The organism is Burkholderia latens (assembly GCF_902499045.1).
GTDB classification, from domain to species: Bacteria; Pseudomonadota; Gammaproteobacteria; order Burkholderiales; family Burkholderiaceae; genus Burkholderia; species Burkholderia latens.
This window is the reverse complement of sequence record NZ_CABVPL010000029.1, coordinates 55204-79681: the sequence shown is the minus strand read 5'-3', so window position 1 is coordinate 79681 and position 24478 is coordinate 55204. Positions and strand designations below refer to the sequence as shown.

The 24478-nt window shown below is 69.6% G+C and carries 22 protein-coding genes and 1 pseudogene; 13 read left to right on the top strand and 10 right to left on the bottom strand.

From position 1 onward, the window contains the following. The 5 genes and pseudogenes from BSE24067_RS19740 to BSE24067_RS19720 all read left to right on the top strand — a co-directional run. Positions 1 to 228 (top strand): annotated as a pseudogene (locus BSE24067_RS19740) (LysR family transcriptional regulator); the annotation flags it as partial. 42 nt (positions 229 to 270) lie between these two features. Further along, the gene (locus BSE24067_RS19735; RefSeq protein WP_151066770.1) at positions 271 to 1194 is read left to right on the top strand and encodes a DMT family transporter; all 924 of its coding nucleotides are present in this window, start codon (positions 271 to 273) and stop codon (positions 1192 to 1194) included. A 67-nt stretch (positions 1195 to 1261) separates the two neighbouring features. Further along, positions 1262 to 2041 (top strand): sensor histidine kinase, encoded by a 780-nt coding sequence (locus BSE24067_RS19730; protein WP_151066768.1) that lies wholly within the window; start codon positions 1262 to 1264, stop codon positions 2039 to 2041. 76 nt (positions 2042 to 2117) lie between these two features. Further along, positions 2118 to 3461 (top strand): hemolysin family protein, encoded by a 1344-nt coding sequence (locus tag BSE24067_RS19725; RefSeq protein WP_151066766.1) that lies wholly within the window; start codon positions 2118 to 2120, stop codon positions 3459 to 3461. A gap of 22 nt (positions 3462 to 3483) precedes the next feature. Continuing rightward, a complete protein-coding gene (locus BSE24067_RS19720; RefSeq protein WP_151066764.1) occupies positions 3484 to 4068 on the top strand; it encodes a thiamine phosphate synthase in 585 nt (194 codons plus the stop codon). A 47-nt stretch (positions 4069 to 4115) separates the two neighbouring features. Here the strand turns inward: BSE24067_RS19720 and BSE24067_RS19715 are convergent, their stop codons facing one another. Continuing rightward, positions 4116 to 5756, bottom strand: coding sequence for a DUF3459 domain-containing protein (locus BSE24067_RS19715; protein ID WP_151066776.1), 1641 nt, complete (start codon positions 5754 to 5756; stop codon positions 4116 to 4118). 305 nt (positions 5757 to 6061) lie between these two features. Between BSE24067_RS19715 and BSE24067_RS19710 the strand changes: the two genes are divergently transcribed. Next, on the top strand, positions 6062 to 6772 hold the full coding sequence (locus tag BSE24067_RS19710; protein ID WP_151066762.1) for an SAM-dependent methyltransferase: 711 nt from the start codon (positions 6062 to 6064) through the stop codon (positions 6770 to 6772). Between the two features lie 143 nt (positions 6773 to 6915). Further along, the gene (locus tag BSE24067_RS19705) at positions 6916 to 7584 is read left to right on the top strand and encodes a glutathione S-transferase (RefSeq protein WP_151066760.1); all 669 of its coding nucleotides are present in this window, start codon (positions 6916 to 6918) and stop codon (positions 7582 to 7584) included. A 24-nt stretch (positions 7585 to 7608) separates the two neighbouring features. Here BSE24067_RS19705 and BSE24067_RS19700 read toward each other — a convergent pair whose 3' ends face one another. After that, positions 7609 to 8262: a DUF1345 domain-containing protein gene (locus tag BSE24067_RS19700; protein ID WP_151066758.1), complete on the bottom strand. Its 654-nt coding sequence runs from the start codon at positions 8260 to 8262 to the stop codon at positions 7609 to 7611. A gap of 121 nt (positions 8263 to 8383) precedes the next feature. Between BSE24067_RS19700 and BSE24067_RS19695 the strand changes: the two genes are divergently transcribed. Continuing rightward, positions 8384 to 9109, top strand: coding sequence for a metallophosphoesterase (locus BSE24067_RS19695; RefSeq protein WP_151066756.1), 726 nt, complete (start codon positions 8384 to 8386; stop codon positions 9107 to 9109). A gap of 48 nt (positions 9110 to 9157) precedes the next feature. Here the strand turns inward: BSE24067_RS19695 and BSE24067_RS19690 are convergent, their stop codons facing one another. Together BSE24067_RS19690 and BSE24067_RS19685 are read right to left on the bottom strand one after the other, a co-directional pair. After that, the gene (locus BSE24067_RS19690; RefSeq protein WP_151066774.1) at positions 9158 to 9853 is read right to left on the bottom strand and encodes an RES family NAD+ phosphorylase; all 696 of its coding nucleotides are present in this window, start codon (positions 9851 to 9853) and stop codon (positions 9158 to 9160) included. Between the two features lie 2 nt (positions 9854 to 9855). Continuing rightward, positions 9856 to 10275, bottom strand: coding sequence for an MbcA/ParS/Xre antitoxin family protein (locus BSE24067_RS19685; RefSeq protein ID WP_151066754.1), 420 nt, complete (start codon positions 10273 to 10275; stop codon positions 9856 to 9858). 232 nt (positions 10276 to 10507) lie between these two features. Here BSE24067_RS19685 and BSE24067_RS19680 point away from each other — a divergent pair, with 232 nt between their 5' ends. Next, entirely contained in the window at positions 10508 to 11290 is a 783-nt protein-coding gene (locus BSE24067_RS19680; protein ID WP_151066752.1) for an ABC transporter substrate-binding protein, read from the top strand. Positions 11291 to 12301: 1011 nt separating this feature from the next. Here BSE24067_RS19680 and BSE24067_RS19675 read toward each other — a convergent pair. Both BSE24067_RS19675 and BSE24067_RS19670 read right to left on the bottom strand, forming a co-directional pair. Further along, positions 12302 to 13774, bottom strand: coding sequence for a sigma-54 dependent transcriptional regulator (locus BSE24067_RS19675; protein WP_151066751.1), 1473 nt, complete (start codon positions 13772 to 13774; stop codon positions 12302 to 12304). Positions 13775 to 14219: 445 nt separating this feature from the next. Further along, positions 14220 to 15137 (bottom strand): metal-dependent hydrolase, encoded by a 918-nt coding sequence (locus BSE24067_RS19670; protein ID WP_151066749.1) that lies wholly within the window; start codon positions 15135 to 15137, stop codon positions 14220 to 14222. A gap of 581 nt (positions 15138 to 15718) precedes the next feature. On the opposite strand from BSE24067_RS19670, the gene BSE24067_RS19665 reads away from it, so the two are divergent. From BSE24067_RS19665 to BSE24067_RS19655, 3 genes are all read left to right on the top strand, one after another. Beyond that, positions 15719 to 16060 (top strand): FKBP-type peptidyl-prolyl cis-trans isomerase, encoded by a 342-nt coding sequence (locus BSE24067_RS19665; RefSeq protein ID WP_059466723.1) that lies wholly within the window; start codon positions 15719 to 15721, stop codon positions 16058 to 16060. 26 nt (positions 16061 to 16086) lie between these two features. Next, complete coding sequence (locus BSE24067_RS19660; RefSeq protein WP_151066747.1) at positions 16087 to 16854, top strand: AraC family transcriptional regulator; 768 nt, start codon at positions 16087 to 16089, stop codon at positions 16852 to 16854. A gap of 169 nt (positions 16855 to 17023) precedes the next feature. Beyond that, complete coding sequence (locus tag BSE24067_RS19655; RefSeq protein WP_151066745.1) at positions 17024 to 18484, top strand: MFS transporter; 1461 nt, start codon at positions 17024 to 17026, stop codon at positions 18482 to 18484. A gap of 90 nt (positions 18485 to 18574) precedes the next feature. On the opposite strand, the gene BSE24067_RS19650 is transcribed toward BSE24067_RS19655, so the two are convergent. Then, positions 18575 to 19045, bottom strand: a complete 471-nt coding sequence (locus BSE24067_RS19650; protein WP_151066743.1) for a winged helix-turn-helix transcriptional regulator — start codon at positions 19043 to 19045, stop codon at positions 18575 to 18577. 159 nt (positions 19046 to 19204) lie between these two features. Here BSE24067_RS19650 and BSE24067_RS19645 point away from each other — a divergent pair, with 159 nt between their 5' ends. After that, positions 19205 to 20440 carry an MFS transporter gene (locus tag BSE24067_RS19645; RefSeq protein WP_151066741.1) on the top strand — a complete coding sequence of 412 codons (1236 nt, stop codon included), beginning with the start codon at positions 19205 to 19207 and terminating at the stop codon, positions 20438 to 20440. Positions 20441 to 20663: 223 nt separating this feature from the next. Here the strand turns inward: BSE24067_RS19645 and BSE24067_RS19640 are convergent, their stop codons facing one another. From BSE24067_RS19640 to BSE24067_RS19630, 3 genes are read right to left on the bottom strand one after another with little or no spacing between them, the layout of a single operon-like run. Further along, positions 20664 to 21830, bottom strand: coding sequence for a glycosyltransferase family 4 protein (locus BSE24067_RS19640; protein ID WP_151066739.1), 1167 nt, complete (start codon positions 21828 to 21830; stop codon positions 20664 to 20666). After that, complete coding sequence (locus tag BSE24067_RS19635; protein ID WP_151066738.1) at positions 21830 to 23014, bottom strand: glycosyltransferase family 4 protein; 1185 nt, start codon at positions 23012 to 23014, stop codon at positions 21830 to 21832. Before BSE24067_RS19635 ends, BSE24067_RS19640 begins: the two co-directional genes overlap by 1 nt. Continuing rightward, a complete protein-coding gene (locus BSE24067_RS19630) occupies positions 23011 to 24477 on the bottom strand; it encodes an O-antigen ligase family protein (protein WP_151066736.1) in 1467 nt (488 codons plus the stop codon). The genes BSE24067_RS19635 and BSE24067_RS19630 overlap by 4 nt, the downstream gene beginning before the upstream one ends. Between the last annotated feature and the right edge of the window lies 1 nt (position 24478).

The following is a 24478-nucleotide window of genomic DNA, read 5'->3' as shown; positions in this document are numbered from 1 at the left end:
CGGTTCACGGGCGGCGGCGTCGCGGCGGTCACGGCCGCCGCCGCCGCGGGGCTCGCGGTCTGCCCGCTGGCGAGACGCGTCGCGCCGCGCACGCTGGTCGACGTCGGCGCGAGGTTCGGGCTGCCGCCGCTGCCGCATTCACAGGTCGTGCTGTATTCGCGGGTGCGCGATGCGCGCGCGGCGGCGGCCCTTCGAAGGTTCTCCGACAGCCTTGCAATCTCGGCGTAAACTATGCGGTTTCGCCGCCCGCCAATCCGCTGAAGAATTCCGATGAAACCCGAAGCCCGCAAGCACCTCCGCGCCAACCTGCTGATGCTCGGCGCCGCCGCGATCTGGGGCTCGGCGTTCGTCGCGCAACGGTTGAGCCTCGACGTGATCGGGCCGTTCATGTTCACCGGATTGCGCTTCCTGCTCGGCGCGCTGGTGCTGATTCCGCTGCTCACGCTCAATACGGCATCCCGCGCGCAGTTCGCGGCGATTCGCCGCGAGCCGGCGCTGCTGGCGCCGGGGCTCGCGCTCGGCGCGCTGCTCGCGGTGTCGATCTCGCTGCAGCAGTTCGGGCTGCAGTACACGCGGGTCGCGAACGCGGGCTTCATCAGCTCGCTGTATGTCGTGATCGTGCCGCTGATGGGCGTGTTCGTGCGTCACCGGATCGGCGCCGGCACGTGGTTCGGCGCGCTGCTCGCGGCGATCGGCCTGTATTTCCTCAGCATCGACGAGCATTTCTCGGTGCTCTACGGCGACTGGTTCCAGCTCGCAGGCGCCGTGATCATCGCCGCGCACGTGATGGCCGTCGGTCATTTCGCGAAGCGGCACGATCCGCTCGTGCTCGCGTTCCTGCAGTTCGTCGCGTGCGGCGCGCTGTGCGTCGCGGCCGGCATCGCGATCGAGCCGGTCGGCATCGCGATGCTGAAGCGCGCGCTGCCGACGCTGCTGTACGGCGGGCTGCTGTCGGTCGGCGTCGGCTATACGCTGCAGGTCGTCGCGCAGCGCGAAGCGGCGCCCGCGCATGCGGCCGTGATCTTCAGCATGGAAGGCGTGTTCGCGGCAATCGCCGGCTGGGCCGCGCTCGGCGAGACGCTGACGCTGCGCGCGCTGATCGGCTGCGCGCTGATGCTGGCCGGCCTGCTGGCATGCCAGCTGCTGCCGAACGGCGACGCGCGGAAAAAGGACGAAGACGCGCTGCCGGCGTGACGCGCGCGATCCCTATAATGACGGTTCGCATTTCCTCCATGCCAACCGCTTCCGACAGGCCAGCTCCGTGACGTCTCTTCCCGTCGATCCCGCCGCCGACCTGCTGCGCGAACGCGCAGCGCACTATGCCGCGCAGGCGGCGCTCTTTCTGCGCGATCAGGCGCTTTCCACCGCATCGCACGACCTGCGCAGCCCGCTGAACGCGATGCACAGCTGGGCGTACGTGCTCGAACGCCAGCTCGCGAACGCGGACCCGAACCTGCAGCGCGCGCTCGCGGGCATCCGCACCGGCATCGATCAGCAGGTCGCGCTGATCGACGATGCGCTCGACGCGCCGCGCGCGGAAACGCGCAATCTCGCGATCGCGCCACGGCCGCTCGCGCTGCGCCCGCTGCTCGACGACACGCTCGCGCTCGTGCGCTTCGCGCTGGCCGACGCACGGCAGGTGCGCATCGACGCGGCGCTGCCTGAAAACGAACCCGCGCTGAATGCCGATCGCGAGCGCATCGCACAGGCGCTGTGGACGATGCTGACGACGGCCGTCGAAGCCAGCGCCGCCGGCGGCCGCGTGACGTTCACATGCGCGCGCGACGGCGCGCAGTGCGTCGCGCACGTCGGCTGCAACGTGAGCGCCGCCGCCCTCGCCGATCCCGACCTGCCGCACGCGTTCGAAGCGTTCGCGCGCCGCGAGTTGCTGCGCACGCGCGACCCCAAGCGCGTTGCATGGACGGTCGCGCTGTGCCAGCGCGTCGCGCTCGCGCACGGCGGCACGTTCGCGCACGCGCCGTTCGCCGACGGCGCCGCCGTCACCCTCACGCTCTCCGTCCCCTGCGAGGCGCCGGTGTAAGCAATCGGCCGCCCGATACATTACATTTGCCTTTCCGGCCCTATACTGACGGGCCTGTCATGACTGGAGCGATTCCTTGTTACAGATCTTCGCGCTCATCGGCGCGTTGTTCCTGGTGGCCCTGAACGGGTTTTTCGTCGCGGCCGAATTCGGCCTCGTCAAACTGCGCGCGACGCGCGTCAAGACGCTCGCCCGCAAGCACGGCCTGCGCGGGCGCATCCTCGCGGTCGTGCACGGGCGGCTCGATGCCTATCTGTCCGCGTGTCAGCTCGGCATCACGCTCGCGTCGCTCGGCCTCGGCTGGGTCGGCGAGCCCGCGTTCGCGGAACTGATCGGCCCGCTGCTCGACCTCCTCGGCGTGCAATCCGAACGCATCGTGCATCTGGTGTCGCTCGTGTTCGCGTTCTCGCTGATCTCGTTCCTGCACATCGTGGTCGGCGAGCTCGCGCCGAAATCGATGGCGATCCGCCAGCCGGAAAAGATCGGCCTATGGGTCGCGCTGCCGCTCTACGCGTTCTACTGGGCGATGTACCCGGCGATCTGGGTGCTCAACACGAGCGCGAACGCGGTGCTGCGGCTCGCGGGGCTGTCCGCCGATCACGGCGGCGATGCGCACTACTCGACCGACGAACTGAAGCTGATCCTGCGCAGCCGCCGCAGCGCGGCCGGCAATCCGGCGCAGCCCGCACGCGGCGCTTATACCAACGACGAGTGGAACACGCTCGCGCATTCGCTCGACTTCTCGTCGATGACGGTGTCCGATTTGATGCGGCCCGCACATGAAATGATCGGCCTGCGCCGCGACCTGCCGCTGCCGGACAACATGGAAATCGTCGCGCGGCACCGCTTCAGCCGCTATCCGCTGTTCGAGGATGCGTCGCGCGAACAGGTGAGCGGGCTGATCCATCTGAAGGACCTGCTGCTCGCACGGCACGCCGGCGCGGCGCTCGAAGATCTGTCCGACTACGTGCGGCCGGTGCAGTACGTGAAGCCCGACACGCCCGCGCTGGAGCTGTTCCGCCGCTTCCGCAAGGGCGCGCCGCACTTCGCGCTGGTCGGCAACAAGGGCGAGAAGCCGATCGGCTTCCTGACGCTCGACAACCTGCTCGGCGCGCTGGTCGGCCAGATCCACGACGAGTTCCGGCAGGGCGACGCCGACTGGAGCCGCCTCGACGACGGCACGCTGATGGGCAAGGGCAGCCTGCCCGTCGTGTCGCTCGAGCAGGCGCTCGGCATCGACATCGACGAAGGGCGCGCGGAATCGGTCGGCGGCCTCGTGATCCAGGCGCTGAGCGATCTGCCGACCGAAGGCCAGCGCGTGTCGTTCGACCGCTTCGACGTGGTCGTGAAGAAGATGAACGGGCCGCGGATCGTGCTCGTGCGCGTGTATCCGAAGATCGCGAAGGAGGCAGACGAATGACGGCCGCCGCGCGCCGCGTGCAATGAGTTCGACGCTGCCGCGCTGCTGCGTGATCACGCCGGAGCCAGCCTCTGCGTCGGCAGCCGATTGCCGCGCGTTCCTCGATCGGCTATCGGTCGTGCTGGCGCGCGGCGAGACGCTCGTGCAGCTGCGCGTGAAGTCGTTCGACGCGGCCGCGTTCGCGCAGCTGGCCGCCGAAGCGCTCGCGCGCTGCACCGCGGCCGGCGCGCAATTGATGCTCAACGGCCCGATCGGCGCCGCGGGCGTGATGCAGCTCGACGGCGCGGGCTGGCACCTCGACGGCGCCGCGCTGCGCGCGGTCGCGCAACGGCCGCTGCCGCCGGCCAGACGCGTGTCGGCCGCCTGTCATACGGCCGACGATCTCGTTCTCGCCGCGCACGCGGGCGCGGATTTCGTCACGCTGTCGCCGGTGTTGCCGACGCTCAGCCATCCCGGCGCGCCGACGCTCGGCTGGACGAGGTTCGCCGCGCTCGCCGCGCAGGCCGCGATGCCCGTCTACGCGCTCGGCGGCATGACGCGCGCGCATCTCGACGACGCGCGCCGCCACGGCGCACATGGCGTCGCGGGCATTCGAAGCTTCTGGTGAAAGCGCAGCCGGGCGCGGCCGCGCCTGGCGTGGCGAGCGTCACGCGCTCAGGCGCGCATCCCGCGCCATGCGCCGCCGTCGATCCGGCGCGCGTCGTGCGTCAACGCGTAGTGGTTGACGTCTCCCGTCAGCCACGCGACGAGCGAATACGGCGGCAACTCCCCTTCATCGATGCGGTCCCGCGCGCGGGCCGGCGTCTCGAACACGACCTGCCCGCCCGGCGCATCGAACGGCACCGCGTCGGGCGACAGGTTCAGCGCGATGGTCAGCGTCTCGTCGTCGGCGAGCCGCCAAGACGCGAGCAGCGCATCGGCATCGCTGTCGCCGCCCGCCTTCAGCGTGTGTGCGTCCTGCGGACGGCAATCGGATAGCCGCGGCGCAATCAGCTTCGCGCGCACCGCGAGCGCGGACTGCACGAAATGCGCACGCTCGGCATCGCACGCGGTTTCATCGAAGATCAGCGGAATCTGCGGCGTGAGCAACGACAGCGCGAGCGCCGCAAGGCGCGGCGCGTGCTCGCCGTGCTCGCTGTCGCGCCATGCGCCGTCGGACAACACCAGCGACGTCAGCGACAGCCCGCCGTCGGCGCATGCCGCGGCGGCCGACGCGGCCGGCTGCGGCTGGTACGCGGCACCGGACGCAGTCAGCGCGCGTGCCAGCGCACGGATCGACTGATGCGTCGAAATGCCTTCGTGAGCGGCTCCGTCGCGCCCCGTCAGCCGATGCAGCGCACGCTCGCCGCAACCGTTCCATTGCGCATCGAAATGCGTATCGGCCAGATGCACCGGATGCCGCTCGCTGCCGAGCACGAGATGGATCAGCCGGTCGGCCGGCACGGCCGCACGTACGCGATCGGCGATCTCGCGCAGCCACGACGTGCCGATCCGGTCGGCCTCGCGCAGCCGCAGCCCGTCGCAACGGTATTCGTCGATCCAGTACAGCGCGTTGTCGCAGAAGAAGTCGCACACTTCCGGATGATCGAGCGCGAGCGGCGCCGCCTGCAGCGGGTCGTCGCGCGTATGGAAGAACGGCGCCGCGTAATGGCGCAGCGCATCGGTGCCGCTGCCGAAGCGCGCGTAATCGAGCTCCAGCAGCACCGCGAGACCGTAGCCGTGCGCGTCGTCGATCAGCGCCTTCAGCGCATCGGGGCCGCCCTCGGCCGCAAGCGGCGCGAACGGCAGGCTGTCGTGTGGCGACGCGAGCAGTTCCAGCGCGGTCACGCCGAGGCGCGCGAGCTGCGGCAGCCGGCGGCGCACGCCGTCGAAGCCGCCCACCGCGTGCGGACGGATCGCGTAAAGCGCGATGTCTTCCCACGGGCGCCCGTGCCAGAACGTATTGCGCCACCTGAACGCACGCGGCTCGACGACCTCGCTCGGGCCGTTCAGCCCGTCGGGTTGCGAGCGCGACGCGGGATCCGGAATCGACAGGACATCGTCGAGCCGGTAGCGATAGCGCGTGCCGGCTCCGCATTCGACGAAGACCTCGAACCAGTTCGGACCGGCGGCGGTCATCGGCACGCGCAGCGGGCCCGTCCCGGTTTCGAGTTCGAGCTGAACCTGCGTGCTGCCCGGCGCCCACACGCGGAAATGCGTGCGCGGCGTCGTGCCGAGCGCGCCGCACGGCTGCGCGCCGAACGGCAAACAGTGAATGTAGTGCTGCGCATACGGATCGTGCGGACAATCTGACATCATGCGCTCCTCATGCGTGCCGAGCGGCATGGCCGCGCGATCGGCGCGCGGCGCATCGGGGCCCGGCATGCGACGGCCAGGCAGGGGGGAAGAAAAGTATGCGCCGGTTTGGCGCACGCGACGCATCGATTCGTCACATTTTTAAATGCGAATCGACCCCGCAAACGTTTGCATGCCGCGCGAGCCGAATCGGGTAGTCGGCATACCGGAATGGCCGCTCGCCTTGTTGCGCCGCAGCCCCGCGCTTACGCTCGTGCCGATGCGCGTGGACGCCCCGTCCGCGCGCCCGACTCGAGGAATCCGCCATGTCGCTCCCCGCCAGCGCCGCGAAATTCGATCCGGCACGCGCGCACGAATACGCCGAACAATCCCGCATCGCACTCGCCGGCTATGACGCGTGCCACGAACTGGCCGCGTGCATGCTCGCGTCGGCGATCGGCGTGCCCGATGCGCGGCTCCTCGTCGCGGGCGCGGGCGGCACCGGCCAGGAGATCTGCATGCCCGCCGCGCTCGAGCCGGGCTGGCGGTTCACGGCCGTCGATCCGTCCGCGCCGATGCTCGCGCTCGCACGTGCGAACGTCGAAGCGGCCGGTTTCGCCGCACGCACGACATTCATCGAGGCCGGCGTCGACACGCTGCCCGAGGCGCCGGCCTTCGACGGCGCGACGCTGATCGGCGTGCTGCATCACGTGCCCGGCGACGCGGCGAAGGCCGCGCTGCTGGATGCGATCGCGCGGCGCCTGAAGCCCGGCGCCCCGCTCGTGATCGCGGGCAACCATCGCCGCTACGCGGATCACCCGCGCCTGCTGGACGCATGGCAGCAGCGCTGGCGGATGAAGGGCGCGACGCCCGACGCGGTGCGCGCGCAGCTTGCGAAGATCCTGCAGGGCGCGGATCCGCCGGCTTCGGAGGAAGCCGTCTTCGGCTTGCTGCACGCAGCCGGCTTCGACGCGCCGCTGCGCTTCTTCTCGAGCCTGTTCTGGGGCGCGTGGATCGCGGTGCGGCGCAGCGCGTGATCCGCGCGTCGCGATGCGCAACGGCGCGCGCCGCACGCATGGCCGAATGCCGCTGAACGGTCGAGCAGCCGCTCGACTGCGCGGGGTGCGCGCCGCGGTCCTCGCCCGGTATGATGTCGTTCCCGCCCTCTTTCGGCCGCGCCATGCTCACCGTCCACCACCTGAACAACTCGCGCTCGCAGCGCGTGCTCTGGCTGCTCGAAGAACTGGAGGTGCCGTACGAGATCGTGCGCTACGAGCGCGATCCGAAGACCATGCTCGCGCCGCCCGCGCTGCGCGCGATCCACCCGCTCGGCAAGTCGCCCGTCGTTACGGACGACGGCCGCACGATCGCCGAATCGGGCGCGATCATCGAGTACCTGGTCGAACGCTACGGCAACGGCCGCCTCGCGCCGCCGAGCGGCACGTCCGAGCGGCTCGACTACACGTACTGGCTGCATTACGCGGAAGGGTCGGCGATGCCGCCGCTGCTGCTGAAGCTCGTCGCGCTGCGGATCGCGCACGCGCCGATGCCGTTCTTCGCGCGGCCGATCGCGCGCAAGATCGCCGCGACGCTGCAGGCTGGCTTCGTCGATCCGCAGATCGCGCTGCATCTCGGCCATATCGACGGCGCGCTGACGCGCACGGGCTGGTTCGCCGGCGAGCGCTTCAGCGCGGCCGACATCCAGATGAGCTTTCCGCTCGAAGCCGCGATGGCGCGCGGCGACAGCGGCCGGCACCCGGCGATCGCGCGCTTTCTCGACACGATCCACGCGCGGCCCGCGTACCGCCGTGCGCTCGAGCGCGGCGGGCCGTACGAACTGCTCAAGTGACGCGGGGCGCCAGCGTCGCGCGATTCAGCTCAGCAGGCCCGCCGCGACGTTGATCGACAGCCCGAGCACGGCCATGTTGAAGTAGAACGACAGGATCGACTGCGCGAGCACCGCGCGGCGCGCGGAGCGGTTCGCGAGCGACACGTCGGCCGTCTGCGACGCGACCGCGAGCGTGAACGCGAAATACAGGAAATCCCAGTAGTCGGGCTCCGGGTGACTATCGGGAAAGCGCAGCGCGCGATCGCTGCTCGGCGAGCCGTAGTAGAGCCGCGCATAGTGCAGCGTGAAGATCGTCGGGATCAGGAACCACGCGCCGAACAGCGTCGCGCCCGTGATCGCGTAATGGCCGAGCCCCGCGCGAAAGCCGACGCTCTTCGCGGTCGCGAGCTCGATCGCGATCGCGGCGACGCTCGCGACCGTCGCGAGACACACGACGGTCAGCACGGTCGTCGCGTTCTCGTCCTCGCGGATCGCGATGTCGCGCACGTTTTGATGATGCGCGCTCACCATGCGCACCCACATCAGCGCCAGATACAGCCACACCGCGCAATCCCAGCCGATCAGCGCCCGCACGGTCGGCCTCGACGGGAACGGCAGCAGCAGCGCGCACAGCACGCCTGCGGCGAACGCGGCGACCATGCGCGGCCGGTTGCGTAATACCTGCGGATAAAACGTCATCGTGTGATTCCGAAAGCGGATGGAAAGGGTTCGGCCGGCGCGAACGGCGCGGCGGGTAGCGCCCCGATTATCGCCATTCCGGCATGACGTGGCGATGGGCGCGAGCGCCTAAGATACCGGGATGACCCCTTCCCTCTGCCGCCATCCCGCGAACACGGCGGGCCGCGATTTCGTCGTCGGCGATCTGCACGGCTGCGTGGACGTGCTGCGCGCGCTGCTGCACGACGTCGGCTTCGATCCGGCACGCGACCGGCTGTTCTCGGTCGGCGATCTCGTCGATCGCGGGCCCGCGTCCGAAGCCGCGCTCGAGTTGCTCGACCGCCCGTGGTGCCACGTCGTGCGCGGCAATCACGAAGAAGTGCTGAGCCTCGTGTCGCGCGGCAAGCTGCCGCCCGACGCATGGCGCGGGATCGGCGGCGACTGGGGCTGCGAGCTTGCGCCGGAACGGCTGCACGCGCATGCGGTGCGCGTCGACGCGCTGCCGCTCGTACGCGTGATCGGCGACGGGCCCACGCGCTTCAACGTGCTGCACGCGGAATTCTTCGGCGCGGACGCCGAGCTCGACACCGGCAGCTATTCGCACGACGTGCGCGAACGGCTGATCTGGGGGCGCGACCTCGTCCAGGGGCTCGTCGATCCGGCCGTGCAGGCCGGACTGTCGCTGACCTGCACCGGCCACACGCCGGTGCGTGCGCCGCAGCGCATCGGCGCGCAATGGTTCATCGACACCGGCGCGTTCGCACCGTCGGGACGACTGACGATCGCCGAGCCGCGCACCGGCCACACCTGGTCGCTGTCCCAGGCCGACGCGCGTGCGCGTCACGCGGGCGAGCTGCCGCTGCCGTAACGGGACGGTATCAACGCAGCCACGCTCGATGGACGTTCGCCCCCGTCGCTAGCCGACCTGATTCAGTTCGAACACCGCATCGACCGCGGCGCCGTTCCAGTTGTACTCGAGATAGGCCGCGTGATGACAGTCTCGCAGCAGTGTCGTGCGAAACGCGGCGAGACATTCGCCGCCCGGGTCGCGCACCGACGGATAGACGATTCCCGCGCCGCCCGCCTTGCGCACCGCGCGGCCGAGCGCCTGTCCGGCGCCGTAGTCGAGCGGATCGAGCAACGCGGGATCGCGCTGCGGCCACGCGCGCACGTCGACGACTTCGCCGTGCGCGTACACGGTGTAGAGCCGCATCTGCTGGCGCATCGGCGGCTCCTTCGTCGCGGCCAGGAACAGCCCGCTGTGATAGCGCGTTTCGGCGATCGCCGTATCGCGCGAGCGGCCGCAGTAGAACACGCCGTAGCTGCCGTCGGAAAAACGGCTGCCTTGCGGATTCAGGTGCGTGAACGCGGCCATGATCGGCCCCCAGCCCTGCCCGTAGCGGCGCTCGGCCGCCGGCACGAGTTCCAGCGTGCCGACTTCCTGGCGAATGCGGTCGTTGGTCAGCGATTCGAGCGCGTACAGCGCATCGAAGTCCTCGGCCGACGCGACGCGATCGAACAGGTTGATGGCTGGAAAACGAGTGGGAATCACGCGATAGGCGGGCGCCCAGTCGATGATGGTAGTGGGCCAGTGTTGCGTTTCGGTCGGCATCGTCACGCCCAGCCACCCCGCATCGCATCCAGATATTGGCGGACGGCGACCAGGTCGCCGACGTTGCCGGCGAGCATCCGGTCGAGCGCGCGCTTGCCGCCGAACGGCGCGGCGTCGTTCGGCCGCTTGACCCAGCTGTCGGCCGCGGCGGGCTGCGGCAGCAGGATCTGCAGCGACTTGTAGATGCCGAGCAACAGCGATAGCCGCTCGAGCGTATCGCGCGGCAGGCGCGCGGACTCCGGCGACGCCTTCCACTTGAAGAACGTCGAACGGCCGGGCGACCCGAGCAGCACGATCTGCTCGTCGATCGACAGCTCCCAGTCGCGCGCGATGTTGAAGAACGCGCGCAGGCCGGCCGCCGACATCTGCGCGACCGATGCCTGTGGCGAGGCGGAATGCGGATCGAAGGCGGGTTGTGACATGACCGTTAGTCTCTAAATGAATTCACTAACAAGACTAGTCCATTTTCGTATTTTTGCAAGGGTCGCTACCCCTCGATCGGAATGCTGTCCGATGAATCGATATTTTTTGTCCATTCTGGACTGCGATTTTATTTTCTGCGTTAATGGCCGTACGGACCGCGCGTCGAGCGCGACGCGCGGTCCGCAGCAACCGTGTCGCGCAGAACCGGACAGACCACGCCAAGGAACCATCATGAAGAGACTGATTGCCGCCGTTTCGATCGCCCTGCTCGCGGTATCGGCAGGCCCCGCTGCCGCGAAGGACTGGACCACGCTGCGCTTCGGCACCGACGCCAGCTACGCGCCGTTCGAATCGAAGGCGCCCGACGGCAAGCTCGTCGGCTTCGACATCGACCTCGGCAACGAGATCTGCGCGCGGCTGAAAGCGAAGTGCGTGTGGCTCGAGAACGATTTCGACGGGATGATCCCGGCGCTGAAGGCGAAGAAGTTCGATGCGGTGCTGTCGTCGATGTCGATCACCGCGCAGCGTGCGGAACAGATCGGCTTCACGACGAAGATCTACAACCAGCCGACGCGCCTCGTCGTGAAGAAGGGTTCGCCGCTGCTGCCGACGGCCGAATCGCTGAAGGGCAAGTCGATCGGCGTCGAACAGGGCACGACGCAGGAAGCGTACGCGAAGGCGTACTGGGCGAAGCAGGGGGCGAACGTCGTGTCGTACCAGAACCAGGACGGCGTGTATGCGGACCTGATCGCGGGCCGCCTCGACGCCGCGCTGCAGGACGAGGTGCAGGCCGCGATCGGATTCCTGAAGTCGCCGCGCGGCGCGGGCTACCAGTTCGTCGGGCCCGAGCTCGTCGACGAGAAGGTGCTCGGCGTCGGCGCCGGCATCGGCCTGCGCAAGGAAGACACGGACCTGAAGGCGAAGATCGATCGCGCGATCCTCGACATGGTCAAGGACGGCACCTACAAGCGGCTCGCGTCGAAGTACTTCGACTTCGACATCTACGGCGGCTGAAGCGGTGTCGCGCGCGGCGGGCGCGATGCCCGTCGCGCGCGGCTCGACCGCCCCTCCCCTGCCTGCCGGACGGCGACGCCTCCCTGACGTTCTGCCGTCGCGCCGGTTTCGGCGTCCTTGTCGCGCAACCGGATGCCGCACTTCGTTCGCGTTGCCAACGGATCGCCCGCGCTGGCGACCGCAGGCGCTCGACGTCGTCAATACGCGAAGATCGGGCGCCGGGGAACCGGTGCCCGCGTGCACATCCCCATGCGGATCGGGTTGGCCAGCGGGAAAGCGCCGGCCCGGCGCGGATGACCGGGTATCAGCCGGATCCGCCTCGCACCGGGCGCGGAGAGATGGCCTGTCGACGCATGCCGGCCGGCTGCCAGAGGCGCGGTCGACCGGCGATGGGTCGAATCACTGCGATCGCGGCTCGCGGGCCGCTGTGTGTGGCGATCGTCGATCATTTTTCTACCCCGTCTTCGCTGCGTTGCTTGTGCGGGCAACCGGACATCGCCGGTGCCTCGACGATCGGACGACGACGGTCCATGCCGCACGGAACGGGACCGTGCCCCGTCCCGCCGATCATCCCCGCGGACTGCGTCCTGGCCAGACCGTGCATGGTTCGCTGCCGAACCGGCCGGACGCCACGTCGTCGGCGCTCGCACCCACACCAGCGCAAGGAGCGGGCCAGCGTCGCGCGCAGCCGGCCGCGCAAGGCTTTCGTCGGACCAGCGTGCGGCGCGAACGAGCAGGACAGGCGGAAAGTTGCGGAACTGAAACATGCCGGGCGCGCGCGGCCCCGGTCATGCGATGGCAGCGCCTTGCCGGACAAGGCGCGCGGACGGTACGGAAAATTTTCCCGGCACGGATCGCACGCCGTCACGGGCGTTTGCCGCGTGGATTTGCCCGGCCGCCGACGCGAAACGTTTCATCGCCTTTACATGCGGCCCCGCGCGCTCGCGCGGGCCGATTCCGGCGTTGCTGCGGCGTTGCTTCGGCGTTGCTTAAGCGTTGCTCAGGCGCCGCTCAGCCGACCCGCTGATGGTCCGCGTCGCCGGACGGCGAGCCGTCCTTTCCGCCGCTGTCGCCGTTGTTGTCGTGGTCGTTGAGCCCGTGCTCGATCATCATCCGGTAGAGCGTCACGCGCGAGATGCCGAGTTCCGCCGCGGCCTTGTTGATTCGATGATCGTTGCGCAGCAGCGCGTTCTCGATCGCGGTGCGCTCGGCGAGCGAACGCGCCTGTTCGAGCGTCACCGGTTCCGTTTCGCCCGGCGTTTCGAGCCCGAGATCGTGCGGCGTCAGCAGCCGGCTCTCGGCCATCACGATCGCGCGGCGCACGCGGTTGATGAGCTCGCGCACGTTGCCCGGCCACTCGTAGCGGCGCATCGCGTCGAGCGCGGCCGACGTGAAGCCGCTGATCTTGCGGCCGCTGTCGGACTTGTATTTCTGCAGCACGTAATGCGCGAGGATGTCGATGTCCTTGCCGCGCGCGCGCAGCGGCGGCTCGTGAATGCGCAGCACGCAGAGCCGGTGATAGAGGTCCGCGCGGAAGCGTCCGGCCTCGACCGCGCCGTCTAGATCCACGTGCGTCGCCGAGATGATCCGCACGTCGACCGGGATCGACTCCTGGCCCCCGAGCCGCTCGATCTTCCCTTCCTGCAGGAAGCGCAGCAGGCTCGCCTGGCTTTCGACCGGCATGTCGCCGATTTCGTCGAGGAACAGCGTGCCGCCGTTCGCGGACTCGATCCGGCCCGCGCGCCGCTGGTTCGCGCCGGTGAACGCGCCGCGCTCGTAGCCGAACAGCTCCGACTGCAGCAGGTGATGCGGAATCGCGCCGCAGTTGATCGCGACGAACGGCCCCTTGCCGCGCGCCGAGCGCTCGTGGATCGCGAGCGCGGTCAGCTCCTTGCCGGTGCCCGACTCGCCGGAGATGAACACGCTCGCGTCGGTTTTCGCGACCTTGCGGATCGTGCTGAACAGCTGCTGCATCGCCTCGCAGTTGCCGATCATCCCGTGCTCGCCGATCGATGCCGCGTAAGCCGCGCCGTCGACGCGGTCGAGCGCGGCCATCCCGCGCGCGTGGCCGAGCACGTGCGAGATCCATTCGTACGGCAACGGCAACGTCACGTAATCGAAACAATAGCTGCGGATCAGTTCGCGCACGGCAGCACTGATCGTGATGCCGGCCTGCGCGACGGAAATCCAGCCGATCGCCGGCTGGCTCAGGCACGCCTTCAGCGCCGGATAGTCGCGCGACGTGAAGCCGGTGAAATCGATGAGCCCGGCCGCGACGTTCACGCCGGACGTCATGTTCTGCGCGGCGCCTGCCGTCTTCGCGACCGCGATCTCCCAGCCGAGTTCGCGCAGTTGTGCCAGCAACGGCTCGTCCGGCGAACGCATGATCACGAACAGCTTGCGTCCGGCCTCGGGAGCGGTTACGGACACGAGCGGCGTCTCGGGCGCCGCCGTTCCGTTTGCGTCGGGTGACCTTGCAACCATCGTTGTTCCCCGCTTGGCGTTGGTATCGTGCGCCGGCGCTTGCCGCCGCGTACGACGGACCTCGATCGAACCGACATATTGGCTGCATTTCCGTCCGAATAAAATCCCCCCGCGCAATAATCGCGCGTCGGACGAATCGAATCCTTGCATGACTGGTATATCGATGCCGACGACGCGCGGCTAGATGGGTGTTATCCCGGTGGCGCGGCCCGCACGAAGCGAGGCGGAAGGCGAAGCGAGCGTACGAAACCGCGCCCTCGCGCATGCGCGAGGCCGGCGCCCGGCGGCCGGCACGCCGGATCGGAGCAGCGGCAGGCGCGGGCGCGGTCCGTCGGCCGGGCCGGCACCCGCATCTGCAACCGTTTGCGGTTGATGCGGGTCAATCGTCGGAGAAATTGGGGCCGATGCGGGAATGCAACGCGCGCGGCTTCGCGCGGCGGCCCGGTCAACGCCCCGATGCGAGCGGCGCGAGCGCGTTCGCGCGGCCGCGGCCGGCCGGCGCGCCGTCGTGGTCGCCGTATGCGGCGACGAGCGCGTCGACCCGCGCGAGGTGATGGCGATTGTCGTGGTCCCACGGATGGAAGCCGGGCCGGAAAAAGCTCAGCCATTCGCGTGCGATCCGAGGGAACAGCCCGCGGCGCGGCCCGTACAGGAATGCGAGCATGCGCAGCATGCCGCGCACGCGGTGCTCGATGTCGCGATCGCGCGAAAGCAGCGTCACGTGAATCAGGAACACGCTCGGCCAGAACGTCAGCGTCGTCGCCACGTACACGCCGACGCGGATCAGGTAGCTGCGCAGGCCCGGCTTCATCACGGCGTTCCACACGTCATAGGACACGGCCTTGTGCTCGGTTTCCTCGAGTGCATGCCACACCCACATCTGCCGGTAGCCTTCGACCGGACCGGCGACGCGCGTCGGATCGCTCAGGATCCAGTCGGCGAGCATCGCCGTGTAGTGCTCGGCCGCGACCGTTTGCGCGAGCTGCACCGAATGCGGGAGCTTGCGCTTCATGAAACCGAGCGCGGTCCATACGCGTTTGTCGAGCTTGCGCGCGGGCAGCCGGTTCGCCTGCATCAGCTCGTTGTATTCGACGTGCTCGCGCGTATGCATCGCCTCCTGGCCGATGAAGCCGAGCACCTGCCGCTTCAACACCGGATCGTCGATCCGGTCGCGATAGTGGCGCACCGAATCCATGAAAAAACGCTCGCCCGCCGGAAACAGCAGCGACAGCGCATTGAAGAAGTGGGTCACGTGCGGGCCGAGCCCATGCCAGTCCTTTGCGCGCTCGACCGGCAGGTCGAAACGCAGGTCGCGGCGCACCGGCATCACGTTGGCTGCGGCAGCGCAAGCGGCTGACTTCATGTTCGCGGTTCTCCTTGTGTTCGGACGGCCCGGCAGCGGTCGGAGGCTTGCCGGCGCGGCCCAGGCGGTGCATCGCGCAACGCCCGAATCCTGACATCGACAGGTGTAAAGATAGGCGGCGGGCGCCGCCGCGCGCAAGCCGCGCGGTAGACGCGCGCTTCCAAACGGTGCGGGGGCCGCCGGGGCGAAAAAACGGCGGGTCGAACGGCAACCGCGCCGCCTTCAATTCGAACGCGATACGTGCGATGCGGCGCTTATGCGAAGCGCTTCTTTCGGCCCGCGATCGACGCCACCGCCCCGCGCGACGGGCGTTTCGCGGGATCACGCAGGAGGGCGCAACGCTGTGCGGACCGGCCCGGCGGCCGTCGATTCATACGCGCAGGTCGCCCGCATCGCGCGCCGTCGCCGAACGGGCTCGTCGAAAATTCAAACGCGCGTTCCACTTTCGTTTCACGCGACAGGCGCCGGCGCCGCGCCGAATGGCGTGCGGCCGGTGTCGCGACGCGCGTTCGTCGCGCGGGGCGGCCCCCTGCGCGCTCGCCTACAATAGCGGTTTTACCCCACCCTTTTCAGGAGAAGTCATGTCTGTCACCACGACCGCATCGGGCCTCAAGATCGAGGACCTGACCGAAGGCACCGGCGCGGAAGCGCAAGCCGGCAAGACCGTCAGCGTCCACTACACGGGCTGGCTGACCGACGGTCAGAAATTCGATTCGAGCAAGGACCGCAACGACCCGTTCGCGTTCGTGCTCGGCGGCGGCATGGTCATCAAGGGCTGGGACGAAGGCGTGCAGGGCATGAAGGTCGGCGGCGTGCGCCGCCTGACGATCCCGCCGCAACTCGGCTACGGCCCGCGCGGTGCAGGCGGCGTGATTCCGCCGAATGCGACGCTCGTGTTCGAAGTCGAACTGCTCGACGTCTGACGACGACGCCGGCCGACGTCCCGCCGATGCAACGCATCCCGTCTCCCGCCATCGCGCTGCGCCGTTACGACACGTGCGAAGCGTCCGACGTGCACGACTTTCATCAGGTCGTGCTCGGTGTCGACGGCGCGATGGTGATGGCGGTGGACGGCGTCGGCCAACGCATCGACCGGCACGCGGCGTGGCTGATTCCGGCCGGCGCGCGCCACGATTACGCGGGCCTCGGCGACAACCGCCAGCTCGTGCTCGACCTGCCTGCCGCGTCGCTCGCGGTGCCGCAGCGTCTGTTCGATCGCGCGCGGGCCGTGTCGATCGACCCGGCGCTGACGTCGCTCGTCGCGCAGGTCGCCGCGACGGCCGCGCAGCTCGACGAGCCGACTTGCGACGCGCGGCATGCGCATCGCTTCCAGTGGCAAGCCGCCGCGCGTCTGTGCGACGCGCTGCTCGGCGACACCGGCCTCGCCGCGCCCGCGGCCGGCCTCGATTTCGCGCGCATCGACCGCTGGTTGCGTGCGCGGCTCGCGGAGCCGCTGCGGATCGCCGATCTCGCCGCGCACTGCGGCTACGGGATGCGCCGGTTTCATCAACTGTTCGTCGACGCGTTCGGCGAGACCCCGCATCGCTATCTGCAGCGGCTGCGGCTCGACGCCGCCGTCGTGCTGCTCGCCGACGGCCGCCATCCGCTCGTCGACATCGCCGGCATGGTCGGCTTCGCCGACCAGAGCACGTTCACGCACGCATTCACGAAGCGCTTCGGCGTCGCGCCCGGGCGCTGGCGCGGCGAACGGCACTGAGCGGATCCGGCGAGCCCGATCATCGCGTTCGCCGTCACGCTGCCGCATCCGAGACCGGCAGCACGCAGGCGTGCTCGTCAGTCGGTCGCATTGCGTCGCCGCGACGCATCGCATCGACGCTTCGCGCCTGCCTGAAACATCGCCGCCCATCGCGCCCTACGATGGGTTCATGGACAAGACCACCGCTTCCGCCGCTTCCGCCGCTTTCCCGCCCGCGCTCGCGCGCATCGTCGCGACCGTCAGCGTCGGCTTCGTCGTCACGCAGCTCGACGTGACGATCGTCAACATCGCGCTCGCGCATCTGGCCGTCGATCTGCATCTGCTGGTCGCCGGGCTGCAGTGGGTCGTCGATGCCTATACGCTCGCGTTCGCGGTGCTGATGCTGTCGGCCGGCGCGCTCGGCGACCGCTTCGGCGCGCGCCGGCTGTACGTCGCGGGCCTCGTGCTGTTCGCGCTCGCGTCGCTGGCGTGCGGCGCCGCCGGCGCGCCCGCGATGCTGATCGCGGCCCGCGCGCTGCAGGGCGCCGGCGCGGCCGCGATGCTGCCGAATTCTCTCGCGCTGCTCAACGGCGCATGCCGGCACGATCCGCGCGTGCGTGCGCGCGCCGTCGGCGGGTGGACGGCGGCAGGCTCGATTGCCATCGCGGCCGGCCCGGTCGTCGGTGGACTGCTGATCGCCGCATGGGGCTGGCGCGGCATCTTTCTCGTGAACCTGCCGCTGTGTGCGGCCGGGCTCGCGGCCACGTTCGCGTGGGTGCCTGCGGCGCCGGGAGCACCGGTGGCTCCGGCGCTTCCACCACGCGCCGCAAGCGCGCTCGACCTGCGCGGCCAGCTCGCCGCGATCGCGATGCTGACCGCGCTCACAGCCGCCGTGATCGAATGGCGTCCGTTCGGCTTTGCGCATCCGCTCGTCGCCGGCGGTTTCGCGTTCGCGGCGCTGGCCACCGTCGCGTTCGTCGCGATCGAGTCGCGCGCCGCGACGCCGATGCTGCCGCTGTCGCTGTTCCGCCGCCGCACGTTCAGCGCGGCCGTGCTGTTCGGGATCTGCGTGAACCTCACGTATTACGGCACCGTTTTCGTGCTGGCGTTGTATCTGCAGCGCGTGCGCGGCGAATCGGCGTTACAGGCGGGCCTCGCGTTCCTGCCGCTGACGGGTGGTTTCCTGCTGTCGAATCTCGCGAGCGGCCGCGCGGTCGCGCGTCGCGGCCCGCGCGCGCCGATGCTCGCCGGTGCGCTCGTCGCCGCGCTCGGCTACGGTTCGCTGCATTTCGTCGATGGGTCGACGCCGCTGCCGCTGCTGCTCGTGCCGTTCCTGCTGATTCCGGCCGGCATGGGCTTCGCCGTGCCGGCGATGACGACGGCCGTGCTCGCGTCGGTCGAGCAGGAACGTGCCGGTATCGCATCGGCCGTGCTGAACACCGCGCGGCAGGCCGGCGGCGCGATGGGCGTGGCCGCATTCGGCGCGCTCGCGGGCGGCGGCGGCGCGTGGCGCACCGTCGGCGGCCTGCACGCCGAAACCGCCGTGTCGGCCGGACTGCTGGTCGCAGCGGCGTGGCTCGCGATGCTGGTCAGCGCCGATGCGCCTCGCGATACATCGGGCACACGCCGGGCGGCATCCGCAGCCGATTGAGCGGCACGATCGAGCGCCGCCGGCGCGTGCGTGGCCGCGCGACACCGGACGACGAAAGCGGCGGCGCTTGCGTCGCGCGATGACGGGCGCTCATCCGCGCGCCGCGCCGTCGTCGTCCTTTACTTTGCGCACCATCGTGTCCGCGGCCTTCAGCGGCCGCCCATCGTCGTGCCGCAGCGCGAGCTTGCGGATCGCGCGGCCCGTGTTGCGATCGACCAGCACCGAATGCGGCTCGCCGCGCTCGAACAGGTTCGCCTCGCCCCACTGCCGCAGCATCACGATCACCGGAAACAGCCCTTCACCTTTCTTCGTCAACGCGTACTCCTGGTACGCGCTGCCGTCCGACGCCGGCACGACTTCGAACACGCCCGCGTCCACCAGCATCCTGAGCCGGTCCGACAGGATGTTGCTCGCGACGCCGAGGCTCGCGCGGAAATCGCCGAACCGGCGCACGCCGTCGAACGCGTCGCGCACGATCAGCAACGCCCAGCGATCGCCGACGATATCGGTCGCGCGCGCCACCGGGCACGGCGAATCCGCAAGGCTTTTCTGTCTGGCCATCTGTTTCTCCGCTGTCGCGCCAGTCGCGTTCGCACGACGCCGGCGCATCCGGGCGCGGGCCCATCGCCCGCCGCACCCATCAGTTGCATTTTAAAACTACTTTTCCTACACTCACACTAGTTTTAAATTGCAACTACTTGAGCGAGAGCGAGGAAGCCCATGGAATCGTCATGCCGAACAGCCGCCGTCGCACCGGACACGGCACCGGGCGCCGCGCGGCCGGCAAGCGTCACGCACGTATCCACGGCGCTCGTCGCGCTGCTGGCCGTGTGCTGTGCGGCGAGCGTCGCGAACGTGTACTACGCGCAACCGCTGCTCGATTCGATCGCGCGCGACTTCGGCGTTGCGCACGCGGCGGTCGGCGGCGTCATCACCGCGACGCAGCTCGGTTGCGCGCTCGCGCTGCTGTTCGTCGTGCCGCTCGGCGACCTGGTGAAGCGCAAGCGGCTGCTCACCGTCCAGCTTCTGCTGTTGACGGCCGCGTGCATCGGCGTGGCCGTTTCATCGACGCGCATCGCGCTGCTGGCGGCGATGGTCGCGGTCGGGCTGCTGGGCACCGCGATGACGCAAGGACTGATCGCATGTTCGGCGGCCCTCGCGGGCGACGGCGAACGCGGGCGCGTGGTCGGTGCCGCGCAGGGCGGCGTCGTGATCGGCCTGCTGGCCGCGCGTTCGCTCGCGGGTGTCGTCACCGATATTGCCGGATGGCGCGCGGTGTATCTGGTGTCGGGCACGCTCGCGATCGCGATGCTCGCCGCGCTGGCGCGGCTGCTGCCCGACGCGGATGCACCGCGCGAACGCATCGGCTACGCGGCGCTGCTGCGCTCGATGGTGACGCTGCTGCGCACCGAGCGCGTGCTGCGCGTGCGCGGCGCGATCGCGCTGCTGATGTTCGCCGCATTCAGTATCTTCTGGAGCGCGCTCGTGCTGCCGCTGAGCGCGCCGCCGCACGCGATGTCGCATACGCAGATCGGCGCGTTCGGGCTCGTCGGCGCATTGGGTGCGGCCGCGGCCGCCCGCGCGGGGCGGCTCGCCGATCGCGGGCTCGGCGAAGCGACGACCGGCGCCGCGCTCGCGCTGCTCGCGTTTTCCTGGCTGCCGCTCGCGTTCGCCGGCACGTCGGTCGCACTGCTCGTCGTCGGCATCGTGCTGCTCGACGTCGGCGGGCAGGCCGTCCATGTCGTGAACCAGAGCATGATCCTCGGCGCGCGGCCCGATGCGCATGCGCGCCTCGTCGGCTGCTACATGCTGTTCTATTCGGCCGGCAGCGGGATCGGCGCGATCGCGTCGACGATGACGTATGCGCACGCCGGGTGGCTCGGCGTGTGCGCACTCGGCGCGGCGGTCAGTGTGGTCGCGCTCGTCGTCTGGGCCGTGACGCGCGAGCGTGCATGACGCGGATCGAACGCACTCGCTGCGGTCGGGGCGGAACCCCTCCGATTCCGGCTCGTTCGCGTGCGGAGGATCACGGCCGTCGGGCGGAATCGCCCCGCATCAACGCGGTGCGGGGCCGTCAACGACGAAACACCGGCCCGCCCGCGCGGGGCGGCCGGCATGCGAACCGGACGCGCACGGGGATGCGCCCGATCGCACCATCGTTACGGCGTGCGGCGCGGCTTCAACCCGCCGCCTGGATCGCCTCTTCGTACACGCCGGCGACGCGCCGCGCGATCACCGCGTTGTCGAAATGTTCGCGTGCGTAGCGCTTGCACGCGGCTTCGTCCGGCAGCGTGATCGCGCCCGACAGCGCGGCGCCGAGGCCTTCGGCGATCGCGTCCGCGCCGGTCGACGGCAGCACGAGATCGTTGGACAGCCCGGCGACCGCCTCCGGCAGCCCGCCAACCGGCGTCACGAGCACCGGCGTGCCGGACGCGAGCGATTCGACGGTGATGAGGCCGAAGCCTTCGAGCGCGACGGTCGGCACGACGCTGACCGTCGCCGCGCGATACAGCGCCGCGAGATGCTGGTCGGGCACGAAGCCGAGCAGCTTCACGTTGTCCTGCAGCCCGGCCGCGTCGATGCGCTGCTGCAGTTCCTCCGCGAGCTTGCCCTTGCCGGCGATCAGCAGCAGCACGTCCGGATGGCGGCGCTTGACGATGCCGATCGCATCGACGAGATCCTCGAGCCCCATGCGCCGCACGAGCCGGCGCACGGCCAGCACGATCGGCCGGTCCTGCGGCAGTTGCAGCTTGTGCCGCGCCTCGGCCGGCGAGAGCGGCGTGTCGAACTGCGCGGTGTCGACGCAGCCGGGAATCACGCGCACGCGCGACGGATCGATGCCGTAGCGGTTCGTCAGGATCTGGCCGAACGCCTGCGACAGCACGATCAGCCGCGACGAACGCGTATAGACGGCCTGTTCGAGATAGCGCTTCGCGCGCTGCCCGAGCGATGCGGCGCCCTCGACCTGGCTTTCGTCGGCCCACGGGCCCTGGAAGTGCGACACCTGCGGAATGCCGCGCGTCACGTCGAGGCCGGGGAACGTGTACAACGCGAAGTGCGACGAGATCACGTCCGGCCGTGCGCTGCGGATTTCATCGCGCAGCGCGCGGCGCGCGGCGAGCATCCGCCGCGCGAGCGGCTGCGACGCGGGCCCGAAGCCCTGGATCGCGCCGCCGGTGTCGTCGGCGACCTTCGGCGAGCCGGCGACGAGCCCGCGCACCTCGACGCCCGCACCGGGCAGCGCGCCGACGAGCGAGTAGTACATCCGGTCGAGGCCGCCCGCGCGCTCGGGGAACCAGTGCATGCCGATTTGCAACGATTTGATCGGCCGGGAAGAAAGGGACATTACGACTGCTCCTGCGTGACTGCATGCTCGACCCGCTCAAACGCGGACGGCTGCGAGGGTTGGCCGATGCGCCGGTAAAGCGCGACGTACTGGGCGCCCATGTGCGCCCAGCCGAAACGGGTCATCAGTTCGCGGGCCGCGTCGCCCATCGCGCGGCAGGTGTCGCGCGACGCGGCGAGCGAGCCGATCGCGTGCGCGAGCGCGGCCGGATCGTCCGGATCTTCCAGCACGATCCCGCATTCGCGCGTGATGATTTCCGCGCCGCCGGCGGTGCGCGCGGTGACGACCGGCAGGCCGGCCGCCATCGCCTCCAGCAGCGACAGGCTCATCGCCTCGTAGCGCGACGGGAACACGTATGCGTCGACCGAGCGCATCAACGTCGGCATGTTCTTCACGAGCCCGAGGAAATGCACGCGCGACGCGATGCCGAGCGCGCGCGCCTCGTCCGGATACGGGCTGCCGGGCAAGTAGCCGGCCACCGCGAGATGGACGTTGGCCGGCAGCTTCGTCAGCGCCTTCAGCACCGTGCCGAGGTTCTTGCGCGGCGTGCGCAGGTCGCCGACGAACAGCAGCAGAAACGCGTCGTCCGGCAGCTTGAACGCCGCGCGGTCGGCCTGCGCGTCCGCGAACGCGCTGCCGTCGACACCGTTGTAGATCACGCTGATCTTCCGGCTGTCGATGCCGAGGCCGGCGATCTCGTCGGCCACCTTCTGCGACACGGCCGTGATCGCGCGCGAGCGGCGGTACGCCCAGCGCTCGAGCGCGGTGTTCACGCGCGTATAGACGTACTGATACGCCGACCACAGCCCCTTCGTGAGCCCGAACGGGTAGTACGGGCTCTTGAACCAGCCGCCGTGCACGAAGTGCGCGGTATTCACGTCGGCCTTGATCCACGAAATGAAGCCGTTCACGTGCAGCACGTCGTACTCGCTGCGATGCGCGCGCAGCCATGCGGCGCTCTTGAGCGCGAACACCTGCTGCTTGACGAGATTCGACGGCCAGAAGCCGCCGACCTCGATGGGCACCCAGCGCACGCGCGGATCGGCCAGCAGTTCGGGCGCGACGTGCGACGCGACCAGCGTGACCTGATAGTGTTCGGCCAGCGCCGCGCGCGCGATTTCGTAATTGACGCGGCCCTGGCCGTCGTTATGACGCACGACGTGCGTGACGATCGCGATTCTCAATGGTCGCCTCCCCGTGAACGCGCGGCGGCCAGCAGGCGTTGCGCCTTCTGCCAGTGCGCCGCGGCAAGTATCGAAAAAATGGCTGTGAACATCAGCAGGCCGCCGGTGCCGATCAGCGAGTTCGTGAACACGAGCATCGCGAACGTCGACAGGCACAGACTCAGGCACGCGCCGACGAACTTGTCGTGGCGCAGCTTGAACGCCGCGCGCACCGTACGGCCGAACAGCATCACGACGCCCGCGAGATACAGCAGCGTGCCGGGCCAGCCGAGCACGAACGGCACGTTCATCACGCCGCTGTCGAAGCTGCCGTACTTGCCGAGCTCGCCGCTGTCGCTCGACAGCTTCGTCGACGCGCCGGTCGCGCCCATCCCCTCGCCGGCGACGTCGGTGAACGCCGTCTGCGCGAAGGTCGCGTAGAACTTGTTGCGGTCGTCGTAGCTGCGGTCGTCCTTCAGGTTCGCGATGGACTGCAGACGCTGGCCGAGCCGGTCGGCCACCGGCCCGACGGTCAGCAGCGGCACGCACAGCCCGACCAGCACGACACCGCTGATCAGGATCCGCATCCGCACGCGGTTGCTCGACTGCACGAGCTGGATCGCGAGCGCGATCACCCAGCCGCCCCACGTCGAGCGCACGAGACACAGCGCGAACGACACGAAGCCGGCGGCGCCCGCGAACCACCGGATCTTCTGCGGCGCGACCAGCACGAACACCAGCGCGCCCATCATCGCGAACGCGAACGGCCCGGACGAGTTCATCGTGCTGAACACGCGCACGCCGTACGGCACCGGCTCGCCCTGCGAGCCCATCTGCGAGCCGACCATCCACAGCACGTCCCACTGCGGCATCACGAAGTACTGCACGACGCCGTACAGGCCCATCACGAGCATCCCCCACATGAACGTGGACAGCAGCACGTCGCGATACTCGGGGTAGTCGCGCGCGTTCACCATGATGTGAAAGCCGATCAGGATCGGGTACAGCCAGTTCGCGAGGTCGTACGTCGCGGCCATCACGCCGCTCGACACGATCCCGACGAGATACGCATACGTGAGCCCGAACAGGATCAGCAGCACCGGAATCCCGCGCCGCTGCGCGAGCACGCGATAGTGCCGGATCAGCCCGAGCCCCGCGATCATCGTCACCGCGAGCGGCGCGACCTGGATCAGGCTCGTCGGCGTGAACGCGCCCTTCGACCAGTCGGCCAGACGCCGCACTTCCGGGCTCAGGAACCACACCCACCACATGAAGCCGACGTATCGCGCGGGGCTCTTGAAATACAGCCAGATGCCGACCGCGATCGCCAGCACCGGAAACGCGAGCGTCAGCACCTTGCCCTGATGAATGGCGATCAGCGCGGCGGTGAACGTCCACAGCCCCGCCTGCCCGGCCCAGTGCTTCGGCTCCCCGAACCGGCTGCGCTTGTGCGACGGTGCGCGTTCTGCGGCAATCGTGCTCATC